This window comes from Pseudomonas sp. AF03-9 (assembly GCF_020515815.1).
GTDB lineage: Bacteria > Pseudomonadota > Gammaproteobacteria > Pseudomonadales > Pseudomonadaceae > Aquipseudomonas.
The window spans coordinates 1-20,154 of the sequence record NZ_JAHPJF010000009.1 but is presented as its reverse complement, the minus strand read 5'-3'; the positions used below and the strand labels follow the sequence as shown (position 1 = coordinate 20,154).

At 60.5% G+C, this 20,154-nt stretch carries 23 protein-coding genes; 13 read left to right on the top strand and 10 right to left on the bottom strand.

All coding sequences use genetic code 11. The features are described 5' to 3' along the window. Positions 1-61 precede the first annotated feature (61 nt). The 3 genes from eno to ispD all read left to right on the top strand — a co-directional run bounded on the left by eno (position 62) and on the right by ispD (position 2,504). On the top strand, positions 62-1,351 hold the full coding sequence (gene eno / locus LIY36_RS12735; protein ID WP_003189193.1) for a phosphopyruvate hydratase: 1,290 nt from the start codon (positions 62-64) through the stop codon (positions 1,349-1,351). 170 nt (positions 1,352-1,521) lie between these two features. Then, positions 1,522-1,800: a cell division protein FtsB gene (ftsB, locus tag LIY36_RS12730; protein ID WP_192299339.1), complete on the top strand. Its 279-nt coding sequence runs from the start codon at positions 1,522-1,524 to the stop codon at positions 1,798-1,800. After that, positions 1,797-2,504, top strand: a complete 708-nt coding sequence (gene ispD, locus LIY36_RS12725) for a 2-C-methyl-D-erythritol 4-phosphate cytidylyltransferase (RefSeq protein ID WP_226455864.1) — start codon at positions 1,797-1,799, stop codon at positions 2,502-2,504. The genes ftsB and ispD overlap by 4 nt, the downstream gene beginning before the upstream one ends. Before the next feature lie 119 nt (positions 2,505-2,623). Here ispD and LIY36_RS12720 read toward each other — a convergent pair whose 3' ends face one another. After that, on the bottom strand, positions 2,624-3,520 hold the full coding sequence (locus LIY36_RS12720; protein ID WP_226455863.1) for a LysR substrate-binding domain-containing protein: 897 nt from the start codon (positions 3,518-3,520) through the stop codon (positions 2,624-2,626). Between the two features lie 109 nt (positions 3,521-3,629). On the opposite strand from LIY36_RS12720, the gene LIY36_RS12715 reads away from it, so the two are divergent. The 8 genes from LIY36_RS12715 to rpoS all read left to right on the top strand — a co-directional run bounded on the left by LIY36_RS12715 (position 3,630) and on the right by rpoS (position 10,749). Continuing rightward, positions 3,630-4,742 (top strand): S-(hydroxymethyl)glutathione dehydrogenase/class III alcohol dehydrogenase, encoded by a 1,113-nt coding sequence (locus tag LIY36_RS12715; protein WP_017137160.1) that lies wholly within the window; start codon positions 3,630-3,632, stop codon positions 4,740-4,742. 8 nt (positions 4,743-4,750) lie between these two features. Next, positions 4,751-5,596 carry an S-formylglutathione hydrolase gene (fghA, locus tag LIY36_RS12710; protein ID WP_226455862.1) on the top strand — a complete coding sequence of 282 codons (846 nt, stop codon included), beginning with the start codon at positions 4,751-4,753 and terminating at the stop codon, positions 5,594-5,596. A gap of 54 nt (positions 5,597-5,650) precedes the next feature. Beyond that, on the top strand, positions 5,651-6,124 hold the full coding sequence (gene ispF / locus LIY36_RS12705; RefSeq protein ID WP_058412401.1) for a 2-C-methyl-D-erythritol 2,4-cyclodiphosphate synthase: 474 nt from the start codon (positions 5,651-5,653) through the stop codon (positions 6,122-6,124). Beyond that, a complete protein-coding gene (gene truD / locus LIY36_RS12700) occupies positions 6,121-7,179 on the top strand; it encodes a tRNA pseudouridine(13) synthase TruD (RefSeq protein ID WP_192299335.1) in 1,059 nt (352 codons plus the stop codon). Before ispF ends, truD begins: the two co-directional genes overlap by 4 nt. Further along, on the top strand, positions 7,167-7,916 hold the full coding sequence (gene surE / locus LIY36_RS12695; RefSeq protein WP_192299334.1) for a 5'/3'-nucleotidase SurE: 750 nt from the start codon (positions 7,167-7,169) through the stop codon (positions 7,914-7,916). Before truD ends, surE begins: the two co-directional genes overlap by 13 nt. A gap of 41 nt (positions 7,917-7,957) precedes the next feature. After that, positions 7,958-8,593, top strand: coding sequence for a protein-L-isoaspartate(D-aspartate) O-methyltransferase (locus tag LIY36_RS12690; protein ID WP_177325361.1), 636 nt, complete (start codon positions 7,958-7,960; stop codon positions 8,591-8,593). Between the two features lie 209 nt (positions 8,594-8,802). Beyond that, the gene (locus tag LIY36_RS12685) at positions 8,803-9,639 is read left to right on the top strand and encodes a peptidoglycan DD-metalloendopeptidase family protein (RefSeq protein WP_226455861.1); all 837 of its coding nucleotides are present in this window, start codon (positions 8,803-8,805) and stop codon (positions 9,637-9,639) included. A 105-nt stretch (positions 9,640-9,744) separates the two neighbouring features. Beyond that, positions 9,745-10,749: an RNA polymerase sigma factor RpoS gene (gene rpoS / locus LIY36_RS12680; RefSeq protein WP_192299332.1), complete on the top strand. Its 1,005-nt coding sequence runs from the start codon at positions 9,745-9,747 to the stop codon at positions 10,747-10,749. A gap of 236 nt (positions 10,750-10,985) precedes the next feature. Here rpoS and LIY36_RS12675 read toward each other — a convergent pair whose 3' ends face one another. After that, entirely contained in the window at positions 10,986-11,195 is a 210-nt protein-coding gene (locus tag LIY36_RS12675; RefSeq protein ID WP_002554837.1) for a cold-shock protein, read from the bottom strand. Positions 11,196-11,584: 389 nt separating this feature from the next. Here LIY36_RS12675 and dcd point away from each other — a divergent pair, with 389 nt between their 5' ends. Both dcd and LIY36_RS12665 read left to right on the top strand, forming a co-directional pair. Then, on the top strand, positions 11,585-12,151 hold the full coding sequence (gene dcd, locus LIY36_RS12670; RefSeq protein ID WP_010212421.1) for a dCTP deaminase: 567 nt from the start codon (positions 11,585-11,587) through the stop codon (positions 12,149-12,151). Between the two features lie 107 nt (positions 12,152-12,258). Continuing rightward, entirely contained in the window at positions 12,259-12,471 is a 213-nt protein-coding gene (locus tag LIY36_RS12665; RefSeq protein WP_226455860.1) for a hypothetical protein, read from the top strand. A 3-nt stretch (positions 12,472-12,474) separates the two neighbouring features. Here LIY36_RS12665 and pdeM read toward each other — a convergent pair whose 3' ends face one another. From pdeM to LIY36_RS12625, 8 genes are all read right to left on the bottom strand, one after another. Further along, entirely contained in the window at positions 12,475-13,125 is a 651-nt protein-coding gene (pdeM, locus tag LIY36_RS12660) for a ligase-associated DNA damage response endonuclease PdeM (RefSeq protein WP_226455859.1), read from the bottom strand. Beyond that, positions 13,125-15,605 carry a ligase-associated DNA damage response DEXH box helicase gene (locus tag LIY36_RS12655; protein WP_226455858.1) on the bottom strand — a complete coding sequence of 827 codons (2,481 nt, stop codon included), beginning with the start codon at positions 15,603-15,605 and terminating at the stop codon, positions 13,125-13,127. Before LIY36_RS12655 ends, pdeM begins: the two co-directional genes overlap by 1 nt. A gap of 57 nt (positions 15,606-15,662) precedes the next feature. Continuing rightward, positions 15,663-16,427, bottom strand: coding sequence for an ABC transporter ATP-binding protein (locus LIY36_RS12650; protein WP_192299328.1), 765 nt, complete (start codon positions 16,425-16,427; stop codon positions 15,663-15,665). Between the two features lie 13 nt (positions 16,428-16,440). Continuing rightward, a complete protein-coding gene (locus LIY36_RS12645; RefSeq protein ID WP_226455857.1) occupies positions 16,441-17,559 on the bottom strand; it encodes a succinylglutamate desuccinylase/aspartoacylase family protein in 1,119 nt (372 codons plus the stop codon). 9 nt (positions 17,560-17,568) lie between these two features. Continuing rightward, positions 17,569-18,279 (bottom strand): ABC transporter permease, encoded by a 711-nt coding sequence (locus tag LIY36_RS12640; protein WP_192299326.1) that lies wholly within the window; start codon positions 18,277-18,279, stop codon positions 17,569-17,571. Beyond that, positions 18,276-19,004 carry an ABC transporter permease gene (locus tag LIY36_RS12635; protein ID WP_192299325.1) on the bottom strand — a complete coding sequence of 243 codons (729 nt, stop codon included), beginning with the start codon at positions 19,002-19,004 and terminating at the stop codon, positions 18,276-18,278. Before LIY36_RS12635 ends, LIY36_RS12640 begins: the two co-directional genes overlap by 4 nt. 59 nt (positions 19,005-19,063) lie before the next feature. Further along, entirely contained in the window at positions 19,064-19,843 is a 780-nt protein-coding gene (locus LIY36_RS12630; RefSeq protein ID WP_017739082.1) for a transporter substrate-binding domain-containing protein, read from the bottom strand. Between the two features lie 50 nt (positions 19,844-19,893). Further along, on the bottom strand, positions 19,894-20,154 hold a 261-nt coding region (locus LIY36_RS12625; protein WP_226455856.1), incomplete at its 5' end, for a hypothetical protein.

Below are 20,154 nucleotides of genomic sequence, written 5' to 3'. Positions count from 1 at the left end.
GGTCGGTCAAAAGTTTTCCTTCAGCTGCGTCGTTTTCGTCAACTTTGGAGTGTTTACAACAATGGCAAAAATCGTCGACATCAAAGGTCGTGAAGTTCTCGACTCCCGTGGCAACCCCACCGTCGAAGCCGACGTGCTTCTCGATAACGGCATCATCGGCAGCGCCTGCGCGCCGTCCGGTGCTTCTACCGGTTCGCGCGAAGCGCTGGAACTGCGTGATGGCGACAAGAGCCGTTACCTGGGCAAGGGTGTACTGAAAGCTGTTGCCAACATCAACGGCCCGATCCGTGACCTGTTGCTGGGCAAGGACCCGCTGGACCAGAAAGCCCTGGACCACGCGATGATCAAGCTCGACGGCACCGAAAACAAAGGCAGCCTGGGCGCCAACGCCATCCTCGCCGTGTCCCTGGCTGCCGCCAAGGCCGCTGCACAGGACCAGGACCTGCCGTTGTACGCGCACATTGCCAACCTGAACGGCACCCCGGGTGTCTACTCGATGCCAGTACCGATGATGAACATCATCAACGGTGGCGAGCACGCTGATAACAACGTCGACATCCAGGAATTCATGGTGCAGCCGGTTGGCGCCAAGTCCTTCTCCGAAGGCCTGCGCATGGGCACCGAGATTTTCCACCACCTCAAGGCTGTGCTGAAGGCCCGTGGCCTGAGCACTGCGGTGGGTGACGAAGGTGGTTTCGCACCGAACCTGGCGTCCAACGAAGATGCACTCAAAGTGATCTCCGAAGCCGTGGCCAACGCTGGCTACAAGCTGGGCACCGACGTGACCCTGGCCCTGGACTGCGCGGCCAGCGAGTTCTACGAAGATGGCAAGTACAACCTGTCCGGCGAAGGCCAGGTGTTCAACTCCGAAGGTTTCGCTGAATACCTGAAGGGCCTGACCCAGCGCTACCCGATCATCTCGATCGAAGACGGCCTGGACGAGTCCGACTGGGACGGTTGGAAAATCCTCACCGACAAGATCGGCGAGAAGATCCAACTGGTGGGCGACGACCTGTTCGTGACCAACACCAAGATCCTGAAAGAAGGCATCGATAAAAAGATCGCCAACTCGATCCTGATCAAGTTCAACCAGATCGGCACCCTGACCGAAACCCTGGAAGCCATCCAGATGGCCAAGGCTGCGGGCTACACCGCCGTGATCTCGCACCGCTCCGGCGAAACCGAAGATTCGACCATTGCCGACCTGGCCGTGGGCACTTCGGCTGGCCAGATCAAGACCGGCTCCCTGTGCCGTTCGGACCGCGTTTCCAAGTACAACCAATTGCTGCGTATCGAAGAGCAACTGGCAGGCAAGGCCAAGTACAACGGTCGCGGCGAGTTTCGCGGCTGATGGTTAAATGGTAAAAGTCGTCTGATAGCGTCGCAAATTTCACGATGAAGTGAATTTCGACGCTAATCTCATGGCTACCGAGCACAAGCCTGGTTCTTCCAGGCTTCGTGCTATCAGTTGCTGCAAAAGTTTTACATGGCTGTCTTTTTTCACTGGATACCCGGATTTCGATGCGCAGTCCCAATTGGTTGTTCCTCATCTTGCTCCTGTTGCTGGCTGGCCTGCAGTACCGCCTATGGGTGGGTAATGGCAGCTTTGCGCAGGTAAAGGATCTGACCCAGCAAATTGCCGACCAGCACGCCGAAAACGAACGCCTGCTGGAGCGAAACCGCGTCCTCGACGCCGAAGTGCTTGAGCTGAAAAAAGGTACGGAGACCGTTGAAGAACGGGCTCGCCATGAGTTGGGTATGGTCAAGGAGGGCGAAACCCTCTACCAGTTGGCCCAATGAGTAATGGTTTGCCGGCCTTCTGGGCCGTGATTCCTGCCGCGGGCGTTGGTGCTCGTATGGCTGCGGACCGTCCCAAGCAATATTTGCAGCTGGGCGGGCGCACAATTCTCGAACACAGCCTTGGCTGTTTTCTCGACCATCCTTGCCTCAACGGGTTGGTGGTCAGTCTTGCTGTCGATGATCCTTATTGGCCCAGCCTGGCTTGTGCTGCCGACCCGCGCATTCAGCGTGCGGACGGTGGTTCGGAGCGTTCGGGCTCGGTGCTCAATGCGCTGCTGCATCTGAATGCCCTCGGCGCCAGCGATGACGATTGGGTGCTGGTGCACGATGCTGCGCGGCCGAACCTGAGTCGTGATGATCTCGACAAGTTATTAAGCGAACTGGCGGATGACCCGGTCGGCGGCCTGCTGGCCGTGCCGGCCCGCGATACGCTCAAGCGTGTCGACAAACACGGGCGTGTGGTCGAGACCGTCGACCGTAGCCTGATCTGGCAGGCGTATACGCCGCAGATGTTCCGCCTGGGGGCCTTGCATCGTGCGTTGGCCGACAGCTTGGTGGCGGATGCTGTCATCACTGACGAAGCCTCGGCGATGGAATGGTCCGGCCAGGCGCCGCGCTTGATTGAAGGGCGCTCGGACAATATCAAGGTGACCCGGCCCGAAGATCTGGAGTGGTTGCGGTTGCGGTGGGCTAACCGTAGGTAGTCAGATAGACCGCATCGACCCCTTTGCGAGCAAGCCCGCTCCCACATTTTGATTTGTGAATGCAGTCAAGTGTGGGAGCGGGCTTGCTCGCGAAGAGGCCATTACAAACACCCCCACAATCAGCTGCTGTACTCCGGCCTTTCAGCCAACCCCGCCTTCAAGAAATCCACTAACTTGCGCACCTTCGGCGACAAATGCCGCTGCTGCGGATACAACGCCCACACCGCTGTATTTGGCGGCTGATGCGCCTCCAGCAACGACACCAACGCACCGCTGTGCAAATGTTCCAGCACGTAATAATCCGGCAACTGGCACAACCCGACGCCTTGCAACGCTGCATCCAGCACCGCCTGCCCACTGTTACAACGCCAGTTTCCCTGTACACGTTGGGAAAATTCCCGCCCATCCTGGGCCAGTTGCCAAATGTCCGAGCTACCAATCAGGCAGTTGTGCCGAGTCAATTCCGACAAACTATGTGGCCGACCATACCGCGCCAGGTAGGACGGTGATGCGCACAGGTACATGCGTCGCGGTGCCAGGCGGCTGGCGACCATGCGCGAATCCTGCAGGCGCCCGAGGCGAATCGCGAGGTCGAGGCCTTCGTGCACCAAGTCCAGTTGACGGTTGCTCAGCTCAATATCCACGCGCAACTGCGGGTACAACGCCATGAACCGCGTCACCAGCGGCACGATGAATCGCTCGCCGTACGCCACGGCGCAGGTCATGCGCAACATGCCCTTGGGTTCGCTGGTGAGGTCGCCGACCGCGCGCAGGGCTTCTTCGCGCCCGTCCTGCAAACGTTGGCAATGTTGCAGAAAGGTCTGGCCGGCCTCGGTCAGCGTGACCTTGCGCGTACTGCGATAGAGCAAGCGCGTCTGCAAGCGTTCTTCCAGGCGTGCCACCTGCCGGCTGATGTGGGATGAGGACACGCCCAGGCGCTCGGCTGCCGCGGTGAATTGGCTGCATTCGGCCACCGCGACGAATTCATCAATGCCTTCCCAGCGGTTTTCCAACATGATGATTATCCCTGTACAGCAATAAAGTTTTGCTTTTGGCTGGATTATTCATCAGTCAGCCATGTTTTACACTCTGTGCCTTAGTTTTTAACCCGATGGAGAAACCCGGATGATCAAGTCCCGCGCCGCCGTAGCCTTCGAAGCCAAGAAGCCTCTTGAGATCGTTGAAGTGGATGTCGCCATGCCCAAGGCGGGTGAAGTGCTGTTGCGCGTAGTTGCGTCCGGCGTTTGCCACACCGACGCGTACACCCTGTCCGGTGCCGATCCGGAAGGCATCTTCCCGTCGATCCTCGGCCACGAAGGCGGTGCGGTGGTTGAAGCGATTGGCGAGGGCGTGACGTCGGTGGCGGTTGGCGACCACGTGATCCCGCTGTACACCCCGGAATGCGGCAAGTGCAAATTCTGCCTGTCGGGCAAGACCAACCTGTGCCAAGCCATCCGCTCGACCCAGGGCAAGGGCCTGATGCCTGACGGCACCACGCGCTTCTCCTACAAAGGCCAGCCGATTTTCCACTACATGGGCACCTCGACCTTCTCCGAGTACACCGTGCTGCCGGAAATTTCCGTGGCCAAGATTCCCAAAGAAGCCCCGCTGGAGAAAGTCTGCCTGCTGGGTTGCGGCGTCACCACCGGCATCGGCGCGGTCATCAACACCGCCAAGGTCAAGCCGGGCGATACCGTGGCCATCTTCGGCCTCGGCGGTATCGGCCTGTCGGCGGTGATCGGTGCGGTCAAGGCCAAGGCCGGGCGCATCATCGCCATCGACATCAACCCGGCCAAGTTCGAGATCGCCAAGCAACTGGGGGCTACCGACTGCATCAACCCGAAAGACTACGACCGCCCGATTCAGGACGTGATTGTCGATTTGACCGACGGCGGTGTGGACTTTTCCTTCGAATGCATCGGCAACGTGCAACTGATGCGCGCCGCCCTTGAGTGCTGCCACAAAGGCTGGGGCGAGTCGGTGATCATTGGTGTTGCCGGCGCCGGCCAGGAAATTTCCACCCGTCCATTCCAGTTGGTGACCGGTCGCGTCTGGCGCGGTTCGGCATTCGGCGGCGTGCGCGGTCGGACCGAGTTGCCAAGCTACGTGGAAATGGCCCAGACCGGCGAGATCCCGTTGGACACCTTCATCACCCACACCATGGGTCTGGAAGACATCAACAAAGCGTTTGACCTGATGCATGAAGGCAAGAGCATCCGCACCGTCATCCACTTCTGAGGTCGGCCATGAGTCTGGAAAACCTGTCGTGCCAGAAGAGCTTCGGCGGCTGGCATAAACGCTACAAGCATCATTCCGATGTGCTCGGTTGCGACATGACCTTCGCCGTCTACCTGCCGCCGCAAGCGGAGCAGGGCGGCAAGTTGCCTGTGCTGTACTGGCTGTCCGGCTTGACCTGCACCGATGAGAACTTCATGCAGAAGGCCGGCGCCCAGCGCATGGCCGCCGAGCTGGGGCTGATCATCGTCGCGCCGGACACCAGTCCACGCGGCCCTGGTGTGCCGGGTGATCCGGATAACGCGTGGGATTTCGGCCTCGGTGCGGGCTTTTACCTGAACGCTACCCATGAACCCTGGGCCAAGCACTATCGGATGCATGACTACGTGGTGCAGGAGTTGCCGGCTTTGGTCGAAGCGCATTTCCCGGCTTCGGATAAACGCGGTATCAGCGGCCACTCCATGGGCGGCCACGGTGCGCTGGTGTGTGCTTTGCGCAACCCTGGGCGTTACCTGTCGGTGTCGGCGTTTTCGCCGATCAACAACCCGATGGATTGCCCGTGGGGCCAGAAAGCCTTCTCCCGCTACCTCGGCGAAGAACGTTCCAAATGGCGCGAATGGGATGCCTGCGTGTTGCTCGGCGAAGCCTCGGAAAAGCTGCCGTTGCTGGTGGATCAGGGGGATCGCGACGACTTCCTCGCGGTGCAGCTCAAGCCCGAAGCCTTGCAGCAAGCTGCGAAAGCGGCCAACCATCCGCTCGAACTGCGCCTGCAGCCTGGCTACGATCACAGCTACTTCTTTATCGCCAGCTTCATCGAAGAGCATTTGCGACATCATGGCCGTGCTTTGCTCGGTTAATGTGAGGCAAAAGTAGGTAGAATCACGCCCTGAATTAAATCGGGGCGTTTTTTTATGCGTATTGGCCACGGCTACGATGTGCACCGTTTCGCTGAAGGCGATTTCATCACCCTGGGCGGCGTGCGCATTGCGCATCACCACGGGTTGCTGGCTCATTCCGACGGCGATGTCGTGCTGCATGCCTTGAGCGATGCCTTGCTCGGCGCGGCGGCATTGGGTGACATCGGCAAACACTTTCCAGACACCGACCCGACCTTCAAGGGTGCGGACAGTCGCGTGCTGCTGCGGCATGTGGTCGGCCTGATCCACGCCAAGGGCTGGAAGGTCGCCAACGTCGACAACACCATCGTGGCCCAGGCGCCGAAAATGGCCCCCCATATCGAATCGATGCGCGCGCTGATCGCCGCGGATCTGCAAATAGAATTGGATCAAGTGAACGTGAAAGCCACCACCACCGAAAAGCTCGGGTTTACCGGTCGTGAAGAGGGCATCGCCGTGCACTCCGTCGCCTTGTTGCTGCGCGCATGAACGACCTGCAACTGTTGGGCCCACGGGCCTATGGCGAGGCCTTGGGCAGCGCGGTACTGAAGGCGACGGCGGAAGATTTTCAAGTCGATGAGGTACTCGACATCCCGCTGACCGGCGAGGGCGAACACCTGTGGTTGTGGGTGGAAAAGCGCGGCCTGAACACTGAGGAAGCGGCGCGGCGTATCGCCAAGGCCGCCGGTGTGCCGTTGCGCACCGTCAGTTATGCCGGGCTCAAGGATCGCCAGGCGCTGACCCGCCAATGGTTCAGCGTGCAGCTGCCAGGCAAGGCCGACCCGGACATGAGCGCGGCAGAAAACGACACCCTCAAGATCCTCAAGACTGCACGGCACAAGCGCAAACTGCAGCGCGGTGCGCATTCGGCCAATGGCTTCACCTTGCGCCTGACCCAGTTGGCTGGCGACACCGCCGCCATCGATGCGCGCTTGCAATTGATCGCCCAGCACGGCATTCCCAATTATTTTGGCGCTCAGCGCTTTGGCCACAACGGCGGCAATGTCGTCGACGCCCGCGAGTGGGCTGCGCGCAAGGCCCTGCCGGAGCAGCGCAATGTGCGTTCGCGGCTGTTGTCCACCGCCCGCAGTTTCCTGTTCAACAAGGTGCTGGCGGCGCGTGTTGCCGACGGCTCCTGGCAGCGCGCCCAAGTCGGCGACCTGTTGGCGTTTACCGACAGCCGCAGCTTTTTCCCGGCGGGCGAAGCTGAATGCAGCGACCCGCGCCTGGCAATTCTGGACCTGCACCCCACCGGGCCGCAGTGGGGCGAGGGCGACTCGCCCGCCTCAGGCGCAACCCATGCGCTGGAACAGGCCATTGCCGCCGGCGAAGCCGACCTGCGCGATTGGCTGGTGAATGCCGGCATGAGCCAGGAGCGTCGCATTCTGCGACTGCCCATTGGCGGGTTGACGTGGCATTATCCCGGTCCTGACATTCTGCAATTGGAATTCGTCCTGCCGGCCGGATGCTTCGCCACTGTCTTGGTGCGCGAGCTTGTTGATCTGGTGCCGGTGGGGCAGACGGACAGCCCATGCGTATTCTGATATCAAACGATGACGGTGCCACCGCACCCGGTCTTGCCGCGCTCTATGCTGCGCTGGAAGATTATGCCGAGTGCATGGTGGTTGCCCCCGACCAGGACAAGAGCGGCGCCAGCAGTTCGCTGACGCTCGACCGTCCGCTGCACCCGCAGGTTCTGGCCAACGGCTTTATCAGCGTGAACGGCACCCCCACCGACTGTGTCCACCTGGCGATCAACAGCCTCTTGGAGCACGAGCCGGACCTGGTGGTGTCGGGCATCAACCTCGGCGCCAACCTGGGTGACGACGTGCTGTATTCCGGCACGGTGGCGGCGGCCCTTGAAGGGCGCTTCCTGGGGCGGACCTCGTTTGCCTTCTCGTTAGCTTCGCGCCAATTGGACAACCTGCCTACTGCCGCCTATTTCGCGCGCAAGCTGGTGGAGGCCCATGGTTCCCTGGACCTGCCGCCGCGAACGGTGCTCAACGTCAATATCCCCAATTTGCCCCTCGACCATATCCGCGGCATCCAGCTGACGCGCCTGGGCCATCGTGCCCGTGCGGCGGCGCCGTTGAAGGTGGTCGATCCGCGCGGCAAGGAAGGTTATTGGATCGCCGCCGCCGGCGATGCCGAAGATGGCGGCCCGGGCACGGACTTTCACGCGGTGATGCAAGGTTATGTATCGATTACCCCGTTGCAACTTGATCGCACCTTCAGTGATGCCTTCAGTAGTCTCGATGGCTGGCTGGAGGCGCTGAACTGATGGGCCGTGAACAAGACGACCTACTGCGCCGCGGCATCGGGATGACCTCCCAACGCACCCGTGAGCGTTTGATCCAGCGCCTGTACGAGGAGGGCTTGTCCAACGCCCAGGTGCTGGAAGTGATCCGCCGTACACCACGGCATCTGTTTGTCGATGAAGCCCTGGCGCACCGTGCCTATGAAGACACCGCGCTGCCCATCGGCCACAACCAGACCATCTCCCAGCCGTACATGGTCGCGCGCATGAGCGAGCTGCTGCTGGCGGCCGGGCCGTTGGACAAGGTGCTGGAGATCGGCACCGGCTCGGGCTACCAGACCGCGGTGCTGTCGCAGTTGGTGGAACGGGTGTTTTCGGTGGAGCGCATCAAGGTCCTGCAGGACCGCGCCAAGGAGCGCCTGGCAGAGTTGAACCTGCGCAACGTGGTGTTCCGCTGGGGCGACGGCTGGGAAGGCTGGCCGGCGTTGGCGCCTTACAACGGCATCATCGTCACCGCCGTGGCCACCGATGTGCCGCAAGCCTTGCTTGATCAATTGGCCCCTGGTGGGCGGTTGGTCATCCCGGTGGGCTCCGGCGAAGTGCAACAATTGATGCTCATTATCCGTGAGGACGAAGGGTTTTCACGGCATGTGCTGGGCGCCGTACGCTTCGTCCCGTTGCTCAATGGTCCGCTGGCCTGATCATTTGTCTACCGGCAGTGAATTCTGTTGGCCGGGATGTGTCTTACGCCGGGGCCTGTTGAGTCAACATGATTGGCCATCCGGGTTAAACATGATGAATGTTTCGTTTCAGTCGTGTGCCGGAAAAAAGCCAATGCCCAGTTATACTTGCGTCATATTTCAAGCCTGATACAGGCGTTCATGTTCAGCCACCACAAAGGGAGCGGCGGGTGAGTCTCACAGGTCTTGCGCAGCGTATGAGTAAAACAAGCTTTCAGCGACTGGTGCTTGGCCTTGTCTTGAGTTCCTCCCTGGTGGCGTGCTCCAGCTCGCCAAGCAGCGGCGCACGGGTGGTCGACCGCAATAGCGCGGCTCCGCAAAAGCCGACGGTGACCACCGGGCAATATGTGGTACGCAAGGGCGACACGATGTTCTCGATCGCCTTCCGTTATGGCTGGGATTACAAGGCGCTTGCAGCACGTAACAATATTCCGGTGCCCTACACGATACATCCGGGTCAGACGATTCGCTTTGACGGGCGCACCGGCTCAACGCCTGCTGCGGTTGTCACAAACAGCACTTCGTCGCCGTCGTCTTCGAGCAAAACCACGATCATCACCCGGCCTGCAGGCAGCGCTGCGCCTGCGGTTGCGAGCAAGCCGACCTCTGCGCCGCTGCCTCCGGCAGGGCCTGCACCGACCGGTTGGGGATGGCCCTCAAACGGAGTGCTTATTGGAAAATTCTCTTCAAACGGCAGTTTGAATAAAGGCATTGATATTGCCGGGGATTTGGGACAGCCTGTTTTAGCTGCGTCTGATGGGACAGTGGTGTACGCCGGGAGTGGTTTACGGGGCTACGGCGAGCTGGTCATCATCAAACACAGCGATACCTACGTCAGTGCTTACGGTCACAACCGCAGGCTGTTGGTTCGGGAGGGGCAGCAAGTCAAAGTCGGACAAACAATTGCCGAAATGGGGTCAACTGGTACAGACCGGGTGAAACTGCACTTTGAGATTCGCCGCCAAGGGAAGCCTGTAGATCCACTGCAATTCCTACCCCGTCGTTGATGTGTTGCCAGCCTGTTCCCTCACGTAGAAGGAACAGGCTCCAGCGTTGCCAAGGATAAAGGCGATGCTTGAGCTTGAGGTCGAACTCACCAAAGGACTATAACAATGGCTCTCAGTAAAGAAGCGCCGGAGTTTGACATCGACGATGAGGTCCTCCTTATGGAGACCGGTATCGCTGAGGATTCGATGTCGAATGAGGGACCTGCAACACCTTCAGTTCGCACCAAATCCAAGAACTCCACTGCGTTAAAGCAACACAAGTACATTGACTACACCCGGGCGCTCGACGCGACCCAGTTGTACCTCAATGAAATCGGCTTTTCCCCTCTGCTCACTCCCGAAGAAGAAGTCCATTTTGCGCGCTTGTCGCAAAAAGGTGATCCGGCTGGGCGCAAGCGCATGATTGAAAGCAACCTGCGGCTGGTGGTGAAAATCGCCCGACGCTATGTCAATCGTGGGCTATCCCTGTTGGACCTGATCGAGGAGGGCAACCTCGGCTTGATCCGGGCGGTGGAGAAGTTTGACCCGGAGCGGGGCTTCCGCTTTTCGACCTACGCTACCTGGTGGATTCGCCAGACCATCGAACGGGCGATCATGAATCAGACCCGCACGATCCGGTTGCCGATCCATGTGGTCAAGGAGCTCAACGTCTACCTGCGGGCGGCACGTGAGCTTACGCAAAAACTCGATCACGAACCGTCGCCTGAAGAGATCGCCAACCTGCTGGAGAAGCCGGTGGGTGAGGTCAAGCGCATGCTCGGCTTGAACGAGCGCGTGTCTTCGGTCGACGTCTCGCTGGGTCCGGATTCGGATAAAACCCTGCTGGATACCTTGACCGATGATCGTCCCACAGATCCTTGCGAGCTGTTGCAGGACGATGATCTGTCGCAAAGCATTGACCAGTGGTTATCCGAGCTTACGGACAAGCAGCGTGAGGTGGTGATTCGCCGCTTCGGCCTGCGCGGCCATGAGAGCAGTACCCTGGAGGATGTCGGCCTGGAAATCGGCTTGACCCGTGAGCGGGTGCGGCAGATCCAGGTGGAGGGCCTCAAGCGCTTGCGTGAGATCCTGGAGAAGAATGGCTTGTCGAGTGAGTCGTTGTTCCAATAACGGCGCACGTTGAAAGTGTGGGAGCCAGGCTTGTGTGGGAGCTGGCTTGCCTGCGATAGCAGTACCTCGGTTTGTCAGTGACACCAAGGTGATGCTATCGCAGGCAAGCCAGCTCCCACATAGGTTTGGCTCCCACATTTTTTTGCCTGGCCATTACATCGGCGACAATGCCAAATCCCAGGCATAAAAAAACCCCGCTTTTAAGGGCGGGGTCTTTTTGACTAAGTCAGTACAAGTTAGATAACTTGAACTTCTTCAGCTTGCATGCCTTTCTGACCGCGGGTAGCGATGAAAGAAACCTGTTGGCCTTCTTTCAGGCTTTTGAAGCCGTCGGATTGGATAGCTTTGAAGTGAACGAACAGGTCGTCACCGGATTGTGGAGTGATGAAGCCGAAGCCTTTTTCATCGTTGAACCACTTAACGGTACCAGTTTGGCGATTAGACATGGTGTATCTCCTTGGACAAAGTTAACTGCGACTCAGGAAAAGCCCTGGCCGAGACTGAGTGCAAAGAGCAGGAAAAATTCTTGGAGATGGTTGGATCGAAATTCAACATATCGTGTAGAGATTCTCAGTGACACAAGCAGCACAGTGGCGCCACCTTAACCCTTTTTCCGGAACGTGCCAATGGTATTTCCGAAGGTTTCTCTAATTTCGTGACTGGCGGTGGTATTTACTGCCATCGGTCACCCTGAGCCGGGTCCCGGCCCTGCTGGCTGCGGCCTCCGGCAGGCAGGCCTATCGTCAAGAAAAGTCCGGCGCCCTTTGAACCCCAACGCCGGCCCCGGTAAGATGCCCAACAGAATTTTTCCACCTCGCTATTCAGGACACCCGCCATGAGCATCAAATCGGACAAGTGGATTCGCCGCATGGCGCAAGAGCACGGCATGATCGAACCGTTCGTCGAGCGCCAGATCCGTGGTCAAGGCGATGCCCCGGTGATTTCCTACGGTGTTTCCAGCTACGGCTACGATGTGCGCTGCGCCGATGAGTTCAAGGTGTTCACCAACATCAACTCGGCGATTGTCGATCCGAAGAACTTTGACGAAAAGAGCTTCGTCGACGTCAAGAGCGACGTGTGCATCATTCCGCCAAACTCCTTCGCCCTGGCGCGCACCGTGGAGTTCTTCCGCATCCCCCGCGACGTGCTGACCATCTGCCTGGGCAAGAGCACCTACGCGCGCTGCGGCATCATCGTCAACGTGACGCCGCTTGAGCCCGAGTGGGAAGGTCACGTGACCCTGGAGTTCTCCAACACCACCACGTTGCCGGCGAAGATCTATGCCAACGAAGGTGTGGCACAGATGCTGTTCCTGCAGTCCGACGAGGCTTGTGAAGTGTCCTATAAAGACCGTGCAGGCAAGTACCAGGGCCAGCGCGGCGTTACCCTCCCACGCGCTTGATCGAAAGGTCTTACACGTAAAGGGAATTTGTCAGCGGGTAGGCACTCTATTGGGTGTACTGCCTCGGCGCGTGCACAACGCGCCGGGCCACGCTTGAGGAGTACCTTATGAAGATCGACCCGCGAATCAGCGCCGAACTTGCCCGGCTTGAACCTAACCAGATTGGTGTCATGGCCTGGTCCCTGATGGCAAATCCAGCCTTCGATGGGGGAGTGCCGGGGCAGCCGGATCCTGACCCCGCCCCAGGTCAACCCGAGCAGCCCGATGAAAACGGTGTTCCAACCCTGCCGGACGAGCCGCCTCCCGCTCCCGTTGTCTGACATCTAGCCCAGTGGCCAGACTTCATGATCGCCAATCACATAGATTCGGCGATCATTGTCCTGCTCCACCCCATGCCCCCCGGTGAATGCGCCGAACGCTGGCAACAGACTGATCCGCCCCCCGATCTGGAAGCAGGGCAGCCGCAGGCTCTGGCGCCCTTTGCCACGCAGCCGATACACCGGATGCACATGCCCTGCCAGCACGTGGTGAACGGGGTGGGCGTGCGGTTCGTGTTGCAAGGCGAAAGGCCCCATCAGCAGTGGCTCAGTCACCACGTCGATCCTCAAGTCGGCGGGTGGGTCGCCTGCGCGTTTATCGTGATTGCCACGAATCAAGGTCATCTCCAGGGCAGCATTGCGCTCACGCCAGGCCCTCATTGCGTTCAGGGTGCCACTGGCCTGTGACCCAGGGCCGTGCAAGAAGTCGCCAAGAAAGATCAACTGCTCACAGGCATACGCCGACAACAGTCGATCCAGGCGTGCCAGATTGGCTGTTGTCGTCCCCTGGGGCACTGGCTGCCCCAGGCTGCGATAGGCCGAGGCTTTGCCAAAATGTGCATCGGCAATCAACAGGCACCGCCGCGCGGGCCAGTAAACCGCCTTGTCCGCCAGCAACCATAGCCATTCACCTTCCAGCAGCACCTTGCAAACCATCAACGCTTCCTGTTATCCGCGACCTTTTCCAGGTCCTTGACCATCCGTGCGATGCGCGCCGAGAGCTTTTCCGAGCTCATGCTTTCGCGCATTCGCTCCACCAGCAATGGGAACGCCAGTGGCGTCGGGCGTTCGATCAAGTGCAAATCCAGCTTCAGTGTCGACAGATGGCACAAGGTCTCTTCCAGCCGCCGCATATCCAGCTCGTCACGCAGGACTTCTTCCCCCGCCTGGGTCAGCAACAGGTTCTGTGGGTCATATTGCTTGAACACCTCGAAGAACAGCCCGCTGGACGCCTGCACCTGCCGCGTGCTTTTCGGTGCGCCGGGGTAACCGGCAAACACCAGCCCGGCGATGCGCGCGATCTCACGAAAGCGGCGCAAGGCCAACTCACCGGCATTCAGGCTGGCGGCCACGTCGTGGCGCAGGTTCTCGGGGCTCAGCAATGCGCTGTTCAACAATGCAGGCCAATCCACCTCGGTAGCACTCAGTAGCTCCAACCCGTAGTCGTTCACCGCAATCGAGAAGGTCACGGGTTGCCCCTGGCTGACCCGCCACGCCAGCAAACCGGCCAACCCCTGGTGCACCTGGCGCCCGCCGAACGGGTAGAGGAACAGGTGCCAGCCCTCGCGGGATTTGAGTGCTTCGGCCAGTAAGCATGTGCACGTCGGCAGGCCGGACCAGTGCAACTGCGTCTGTAGCAAAGGTTGCACCGCGCGCATTTCAGGGCCGTCAAAGTGCCCCTGGGCCGCCGCGTCAAAGCGTGCCACCACGGCCTGTGCCAGCTCGTTGGAGAGTGGCATGCGCCCGCCGTTCCAGCGCGGTACGGCGGCTTTTTTCGCGCTGCTGCGGCGTACATAGGCGGTCATGTTTTCCACGCGGACCAGCTCGAGCAAGCGTCCGGCAAACAGGAAGCCATCACCTGGCTTGAGCCGCGCAATAAAACCTTCCTCGACACTGCCCAGGTTCTTGCCCCCGCCGCCTTTGCTCCAGAATTTCAGTTGGATGCTGGCGTCGCTGACGATTGTGCCCACACTCATGCGGTGACGCCGCGCCAGTCGTGCATCAGGGACACGCCAGATGCCCTGTTCATCGGGTTCCACCCGGCGGTAATCGGGATAGGCGGTCAGGGACAGACCGCCATGCCGCACAAATCCCAGCGCCCAGCCCCAATCCTCTTTACCGAGGTCGCGATAAGCCCAGGTGCCGCGTACCTCTTCCAGCAGCGCATCCGGCGTGAAGCCGCCGCCCAACGCCATGCTCACCAAATGTTGTACGAGCACGTCCAATGGCTTGTAGGGCGACTCCCGCGCTTCAATACGCCGCTGGGCAATTGCATCCTGGGCCGCCGCCGCTTCCACCAGTTCCAGGCTGTGGGTCGGCACCAGCGTCACTCGCGACGGCCGACCCGGCGCATGCCCCGAGCGCCCTGCGCGCTGCATCAGGCGTGCGACGCCTTTGGCCGAGCCAATCTGCAGCACACGCTCTACCGGCAAAAAATCCACCCCCAGGTCCAGGCTGGAGGTGCAGACCACCGCCTTGAGCTGGCCGTCTTTCAACGCCCGCTCTACCCAGTCTCGGGTTTCCCGCGACAGTGAACCATGGTGCAGTGCAATCACCCCGGCCCAATCGGGACGCGCATCCAGCAATGCCTGGAACCAGATTTCCGACTGCGCCCGCGTATTGGTAAACACCAGGCAACTGCTGCTGGCGTCTATTTCCGCCAGCACCTGGGGCAACATCTTCAGGCCGATATGCCCGGCCCAGGGAAAGCGTTCGGCGTGCGCTGGCAGCAAGGTGTCGACCTTCAGCTGCTTGGCTGTTTGCCCCTGCACATTGATCCCGCCGCCCTGTGGGACCAACACTTCCAAGGCGTGGGATTGATTGCCCAGCGTGGCGGAAATCCCCCACACCATCAGTTCGGGATGCCAGCGTCGCAGCCGTGCCAGCGCCAGTTGCAACTGGACGCCGCGCTTGTTGCCGATCAATTCATGCCATTCATCCACTATGACCATGCGCAGGTGCGCCAGGCTCGTTTCGCTGTCGGCACGGGCGAGCATCAGGGTCAGGCTTTCCGGGGTGGTGACCAGTGCGGTGGGCGGGCGCCGGGTCTGGCGTGCGCGTTCGCTGCTGCTGGTGTCGCCGGTGCGCAGGCCGACGCTCCACGGAATCTGTAGTGACTCCAGCGGCGCTTCGAGGGCACGGGCTGTGTCGGCGGCCAGGGCGCGCATCGGCGTGATCCACAGCACGCTCAGCGGTTCGGCAAGGGGTTTACGCTTGCCGGTCGCGGGCGGGCGCGAGATGGCAAAGCGGTTGAGGGCAGCAAACCACAGGGCGTAGGTCTTACCGGCGCCAGTGCTGGCGTGCAGCAGCCCCGACTGGCCGCTCCTGACCGCCGCCCACACATCTTTTTGAAAAGCGAACGGCTTCCAACCCTTGGCGGCAAACCAATGCTTGGCGTAGTCGGTAGGTTTTGCCATGGGCGCGCTGACACTCTGGAAGGTCTATTGCACAGACCTTCCAGGGCGCGCAAAGGTTTACTTCAAGTTGCCACTCAAGAACTGCTGCAAGCGCTCGCTCTGCGGATTGCCCAGCACATCCGCCGGCGCGCCTTGCTCTTCCACCAGGCCCTTGTGCAGGAACAGCACCTGGCTCGACACCTTGCGTGCAAAGCTCATCTCGTGGGTCACCATGATCATGGTGCGGCCTTCCTCGGCCAGGCCCTGGATCACTTTCAACACTTCGCCCACCAGCTCCGGGTCGAGGGCCGAAGTGGGTTCGTCGAACAGCATCACCTCAGGTTCCATCGCCAGGGCGCGGGCGATGGCGACCCGTTGCTGCTGGCCGCCGGAGAGAAACGCCGGGTATTGATCGGCCACCCGTGCCGGCAGGCCGACCTTGTCCAGATAACGACGGGCGCGCTCCTCGGCGTCCTTCTTGCTGCAGCCCAGCACCCGGCGCGGGGCCATGGTGATGTTTTCCAGCACGCTCATGTGGCTCCACAGGTTGAAGTGCTGGAACACCATCGCCAGGCGCGTGCGCAGGCGCTGCAACTCGGCGTCGTCGGCCACGCGCATGCCGTGGCGGTCGCTGACCATGCGGATGGGCTTGCCATCCAGGGTCATGGCGCCGTCGTTGGGGGTCTCCAGGAAGTTGATGCAGCGCAGAAAGGTACTCTTACCCGAGCCGCTGGCGCCGATCAGGCTGATCACGTCACCGGTCTTGGCCTTGAGCGAAACACCTTTGAGCACCTCATTGTCGCCATAGCTTTTATGCAGGCCTTCAACGGTCAATTTGTACATGGGGCGTGCATCCTCAAGGCGAAAGTAGATAGCCGCTGCGGTAGGCCTCGGTGCCTGCGACATGGCCGATGACCATCCCGGCAGTGGCCATGCGGCGTAGCGAACGGGCGTAAAGCAGGCCGGCCTTCTGGCAGTGCACGGGCGTTACGCGGTCGGTAATAGGGTCGATGATTTCGGCGATCAGTTGCCCGGCCTCCAGGTATTCGCCGGGCAGGGCGCTGAACACCAGCAGGCCGCCAACCGGCGTAGCCACCGGCTCGACACCGGCCAGCGGCGTGGCCGGGTAGGGCAGGTCGGGCAGCGGGGCGACATCGCCGGCAATGGCGCCGAAGTGGATCAGGTAGTCGATGATCGCCTGGCAGTCGAGGCTGGCCAGGCCGTGGTTCACATCGCCCTGGCCGCGCAGTTCGACGGTCACCGAAAAGCTGCCCATGGGTATCGGGAATCGCTCGCCGAAGCGTTGCTGCAACTGCCACCAGACCAGGGTGAAACATTCATCGAAGGATTGCCCACCGGAGTCGGTGGCGAGCAAGTTGGCCTCCGAGCCGATATAGCGCGCCAACGGCTCCACTTGCGGCCACGCTTCGGGCGTGGTGTACAGGTGCGCCACGGCTTCGAAGTCGCAATGCAGGTCCAGCACTATGTCGGCATCGCAAGCCAGGCGCTGCAATGCCAGGCGTTGGGATTGCAACTGGGTCGCAGCAGCCTGCGCCGCCAACGCGTCGCACAGGGCAGCACGGATCACCCGCACGTTGTGCTGCGGGTCGTCGCTGAGCAACGCCTCGACCTGAGTACCGACGGCTTCACTGAGGTCGACGAACAGGCGATTGAAGTTCTGCCCGCTCTCCAGCTCATAGCGGCCCAATGGAATATCCATCAGCACCTGTTCCAGGCCCACCGGATTGGCCACCGGCACCAGCACAATCTCACTGCGCAGACGCCCGGCCGCGGCCAACTCGGCCAGGCGCACCTTCAGGTGCCAGGCCACCAGCATGCCCGGCAGTTCGTCGGCATGCAGCGACGCCTGGATATAGATTTTGCCCTCGGCCTCTGCGGGCCCGAAGTGGAAACTGTGAATCTGCCGCGCCGTACCTGGCACCGGCGCAATCAGTTGATGAATCTGATGACGCATTGCGACTCCTTAGTGGCTCGGCCCGAGAAAGGCCAGCCAGCGGCGCTCTGCCAGGCGAAACAGACCAACCAGGGCGAAGGTCACGGTCAGGTAGATCAGCGCAGCGATGCCGAATGATTGAAAGGTCATGTAGGTAGCCGAATTGGCGTCCCGGGCCACCTTGAGAATGTCCGGCACCGTCGCGGTAAATGCCACCGTGGTCGAATGCAGCATCAGGATCACTTCGTTGCTGTAGTACGGCAGCGAACGGCGTAGGGCCGAGGGCATGATCACGTAGGCATACAGCTTCCAACCGCTCAGACCGTAGGCCTTGGCCGCTTCGACTTCGCCGTGGGCCATGCTGCGGATCGCCCCGGCAAAGATCTCGGTGGTGTAGGCACAGGTGTTGAGGGCGAAGGCGAGGATGGTGCAGTTCATCGCATCGCGAAAGAACGCATCCAGCAACGGTTGTTCGCGCACTGCCGCGATGCTGTAGATGCCGGTGTAGCAGATCAGCAACTGAATATAGAGCGGCGTGCCACGAAACAGGTAGGTGTAGAACTGCACCGGCCAGCGCACCAGGCGCTTGCGCGAGACGCGTGCGATGGACAGCGGGATCGACACGAGGAAACCAATCACCAGCGAGGCGCTGAGCAACCACATGGTCATTGCCAGGCCGGTGATGTGCTGGCCGTCGCTGTACAGGAACGGCCGCCAGTATTGCTGCAGGAGTTCGATCATCGCACGGCCTCCCGGGCCCCGGCGGAGTAGCGCCGCTCAAGCCTGCGCAACACGAAGTTGGAGGCGCTGGTAATCAACAGGTAGATCAGCGCGGCGACCACCAGGAAATAGAACAGTTGATAGGTGCTCTTGCCCGCATCCTGGGCCGCCTTGACCAGGTCTGCCAGGCCGATGATCGACACCAGCGCGGTGGCCTTGAGCATCACCATCCAGTTGTTGCCGATGCCCGGCAGGGCAAAGCGCATCATCTGCGGAAAGGTGACATAGCGGAACCGCTGCCCGCGCTTTAGCCCGTAGGCCGTCGCCGCCTCCAGCTGGCCGCGGGGCACGGCGAGGATCGCGCCGCGAAAGGTTTCGGTGAAGTAAGCACCGTAGATAAAGCCCAGGGTGATGACCCCGGCGCTGAATGGGTCGATCTCGATGTAGTCCCATTCCATAAAGTCGGTAAAACCGGTCAGCCAGATTTGCAGGCTGTAGAAAATCAGCAGCATCAGCACCAGGTCGGGTACGCCGCGGATCAAGGTGGTGTAGAGCTGGGCGGGGATACGCAGCAGGCGCAGGCTGGACAGCTTCGCGCTGGCGCCGAGCAGGCCAAGCAGGACGCTGACGGCCAGGGAAGCGACCGACAACTTCACGGTCATCCATGTGCCTTGCAGCAACAGCGGGCCGAACCCCTTCAAGCTGAAGGCACCCAGCCCCAGGGTTTGTAAAAGATCTTCAAACATGACTTCAGGACCTATGGCGATAAAAAAGCGCCCACCGCAAAGGGGTGGGCGCCAGGGTGTTATTTACCGCTGTACAGGTTCAGGTCGCCGAAGTGTTTCTTCTGGATGGTGGCGTAGGTGCCATCATCGTGTAACGCTTTGATACCTTTATCGAGCAAGGCCTTGAGGTCTTTGTTACCTTTTTTGATACCGATCGCAGTTTTGGACGGCAGCAGTGGGTCATCGATGGCCGCGCTGACTTCATAACCGGCACCGGCCGGCGACTTCAGGAAGCCCAGTTCGGCTTGCAGCATGTCCTGCACCGAGGCGTCGAGGCGGCCGGAGGTCAGGTCCGCGTACACCTGGTCCTGGTTGGCGTAGGCCTTGGTGGTCACACCGGCCTTGTCCAGCACGGCCTTGGCGTAGGCCTCCTGGATGGTGCCTTGCTCATAGCCCACGGATTTGCCCTTGAGCGACTCCGGGGTGGAGAAGCCGGCGCCTTTCTTGAACACCAGGGATGTCGGGCCGGAGAACAGCTCGCTGGAGAAGTCGATCGCCTTTTCACGGGCGGTGGTCACGGTCATCGACGAAATCACACCGTCGAATTTGTTGGCGTTGAGGCCCGGAATCATGCCGTCAAAATCACTTTCGACCCACTTGCACTTGACCTTCAGCTCCGCGCAGATCGCATTGCCCAGGTCGATGTCGAAGCCCACTAGGCTGCCGTCGGCGGCTTTGGATTCGAACGGCGCGTAGGACGGATCGACACCAAAACGCAATTCCTTGTATTCCTTGGCCAAGGCGGAACCTGCGGCCATGCACAGAGCCAGTGCAGAAAGGGTCAGCAATGCTTTTTTCATTATGTAATCCCTTGAAACCAAGATAAGCGCTTGTGGCGCGTTTAGGACTGTTACTGAACGGTGTCAGACCCAACACCCGTAGCAATTTCTGAACCATAGTTCCGAATAGTCGTTTTAAAAGGTACGAAGGAATACTTCTGAGTGTAGGAGATGCCCGAAATTGGGCATTGGAAAATCAGCGCACCGTCTTGGGTCGGGCGCACCTGAAAATGTCGGAGGGCTGTTGTAGTGAGCGGGCTTGCCCCGCGCTGGGTGGCGAAGCCGCCCCAAATCCAGGCGCCTCGGTTTTCCTGAAACACCGCGGCGGACCG

What these genes read in the sequence shown, in the direction of transcription:
- eno (WP_003189193.1), top strand. Translation starts at nt 62, where the DNA reads ATGGCAAAAATCGTCGACATCAAAGGTCGTGAAGTTCTCGACTCCCGT.
- ftsB (WP_192299339.1), top strand. Translation starts at nt 1,522, where the DNA reads ATGCGCAGTCCCAATTGGTTGTTCCTCATCTTGCTCCTGTTGCTGGCT.
- ispD (WP_226455864.1), top strand. Translation starts at nt 1,797, where the DNA reads ATGAGTAATGGTTTGCCGGCCTTCTGGGCCGTGATTCCTGCCGCGGGC.
- LIY36_RS12720 (WP_226455863.1), bottom strand. Translation starts at nt 3,520, where the DNA reads ATGTTGGAAAACCGCTGGGAAGGCATTGATGAATTCGTCGCGGTGGCC.
- LIY36_RS12715 (WP_017137160.1), top strand. Translation starts at nt 3,630, where the DNA reads ATGATCAAGTCCCGCGCCGCCGTAGCCTTCGAAGCCAAGAAGCCTCTT.
- fghA (WP_226455862.1), top strand. Translation starts at nt 4,751, where the DNA reads ATGAGTCTGGAAAACCTGTCGTGCCAGAAGAGCTTCGGCGGCTGGCAT.
- ispF (WP_058412401.1), top strand. Translation starts at nt 5,651, where the DNA reads ATGCGTATTGGCCACGGCTACGATGTGCACCGTTTCGCTGAAGGCGAT.
- truD (WP_192299335.1), top strand. Translation starts at nt 6,121, where the DNA reads ATGAACGACCTGCAACTGTTGGGCCCACGGGCCTATGGCGAGGCCTTG.
- surE (WP_192299334.1), top strand. Translation starts at nt 7,167, where the DNA reads ATGCGTATTCTGATATCAAACGATGACGGTGCCACCGCACCCGGTCTT.
- LIY36_RS12690 (WP_177325361.1), top strand. Translation starts at nt 7,958, where the DNA reads ATGACCTCCCAACGCACCCGTGAGCGTTTGATCCAGCGCCTGTACGAG.
- rpoS (WP_192299332.1), top strand. Translation starts at nt 9,745, where the DNA reads ATGGCTCTCAGTAAAGAAGCGCCGGAGTTTGACATCGACGATGAGGTC.
- LIY36_RS12675 (WP_002554837.1), bottom strand. Translation starts at nt 11,195, where the DNA reads ATGTCTAATCGCCAAACTGGTACCGTTAAGTGGTTCAACGATGAAAAA.
- dcd (WP_010212421.1), top strand. Translation starts at nt 11,585, where the DNA reads ATGAGCATCAAATCGGACAAGTGGATTCGCCGCATGGCGCAAGAGCAC.
- LIY36_RS12665 (WP_226455860.1), top strand. Translation starts at nt 12,259, where the DNA reads ATGAAGATCGACCCGCGAATCAGCGCCGAACTTGCCCGGCTTGAACCT.
- pdeM (WP_226455859.1), bottom strand. Translation starts at nt 13,125, where the DNA reads ATGGTTTGCAAGGTGCTGCTGGAAGGTGAATGGCTATGGTTGCTGGCG.
- LIY36_RS12655 (WP_226455858.1), bottom strand. Translation starts at nt 15,605, where the DNA reads ATGGCAAAACCTACCGACTACGCCAAGCATTGGTTTGCCGCCAAGGGT.
- LIY36_RS12650 (WP_192299328.1), bottom strand. Translation starts at nt 16,427, where the DNA reads ATGTACAAATTGACCGTTGAAGGCCTGCATAAAAGCTATGGCGACAAT.
- LIY36_RS12645 (WP_226455857.1), bottom strand. Translation starts at nt 17,559, where the DNA reads ATGCGTCATCAGATTCATCAACTGATTGCGCCGGTGCCAGGTACGGCG.
- LIY36_RS12640 (WP_192299326.1), bottom strand. Translation starts at nt 18,279, where the DNA reads ATGATCGAACTCCTGCAGCAATACTGGCGGCCGTTCCTGTACAGCGAC.
- LIY36_RS12635 (WP_192299325.1), bottom strand. Translation starts at nt 19,004, where the DNA reads ATGTTTGAAGATCTTTTACAAACCCTGGGGCTGGGTGCCTTCAGCTTG.
- LIY36_RS12630 (WP_017739082.1), bottom strand. Translation starts at nt 19,843, where the DNA reads ATGAAAAAAGCATTGCTGACCCTTTCTGCACTGGCTCTGTGCATGGCC.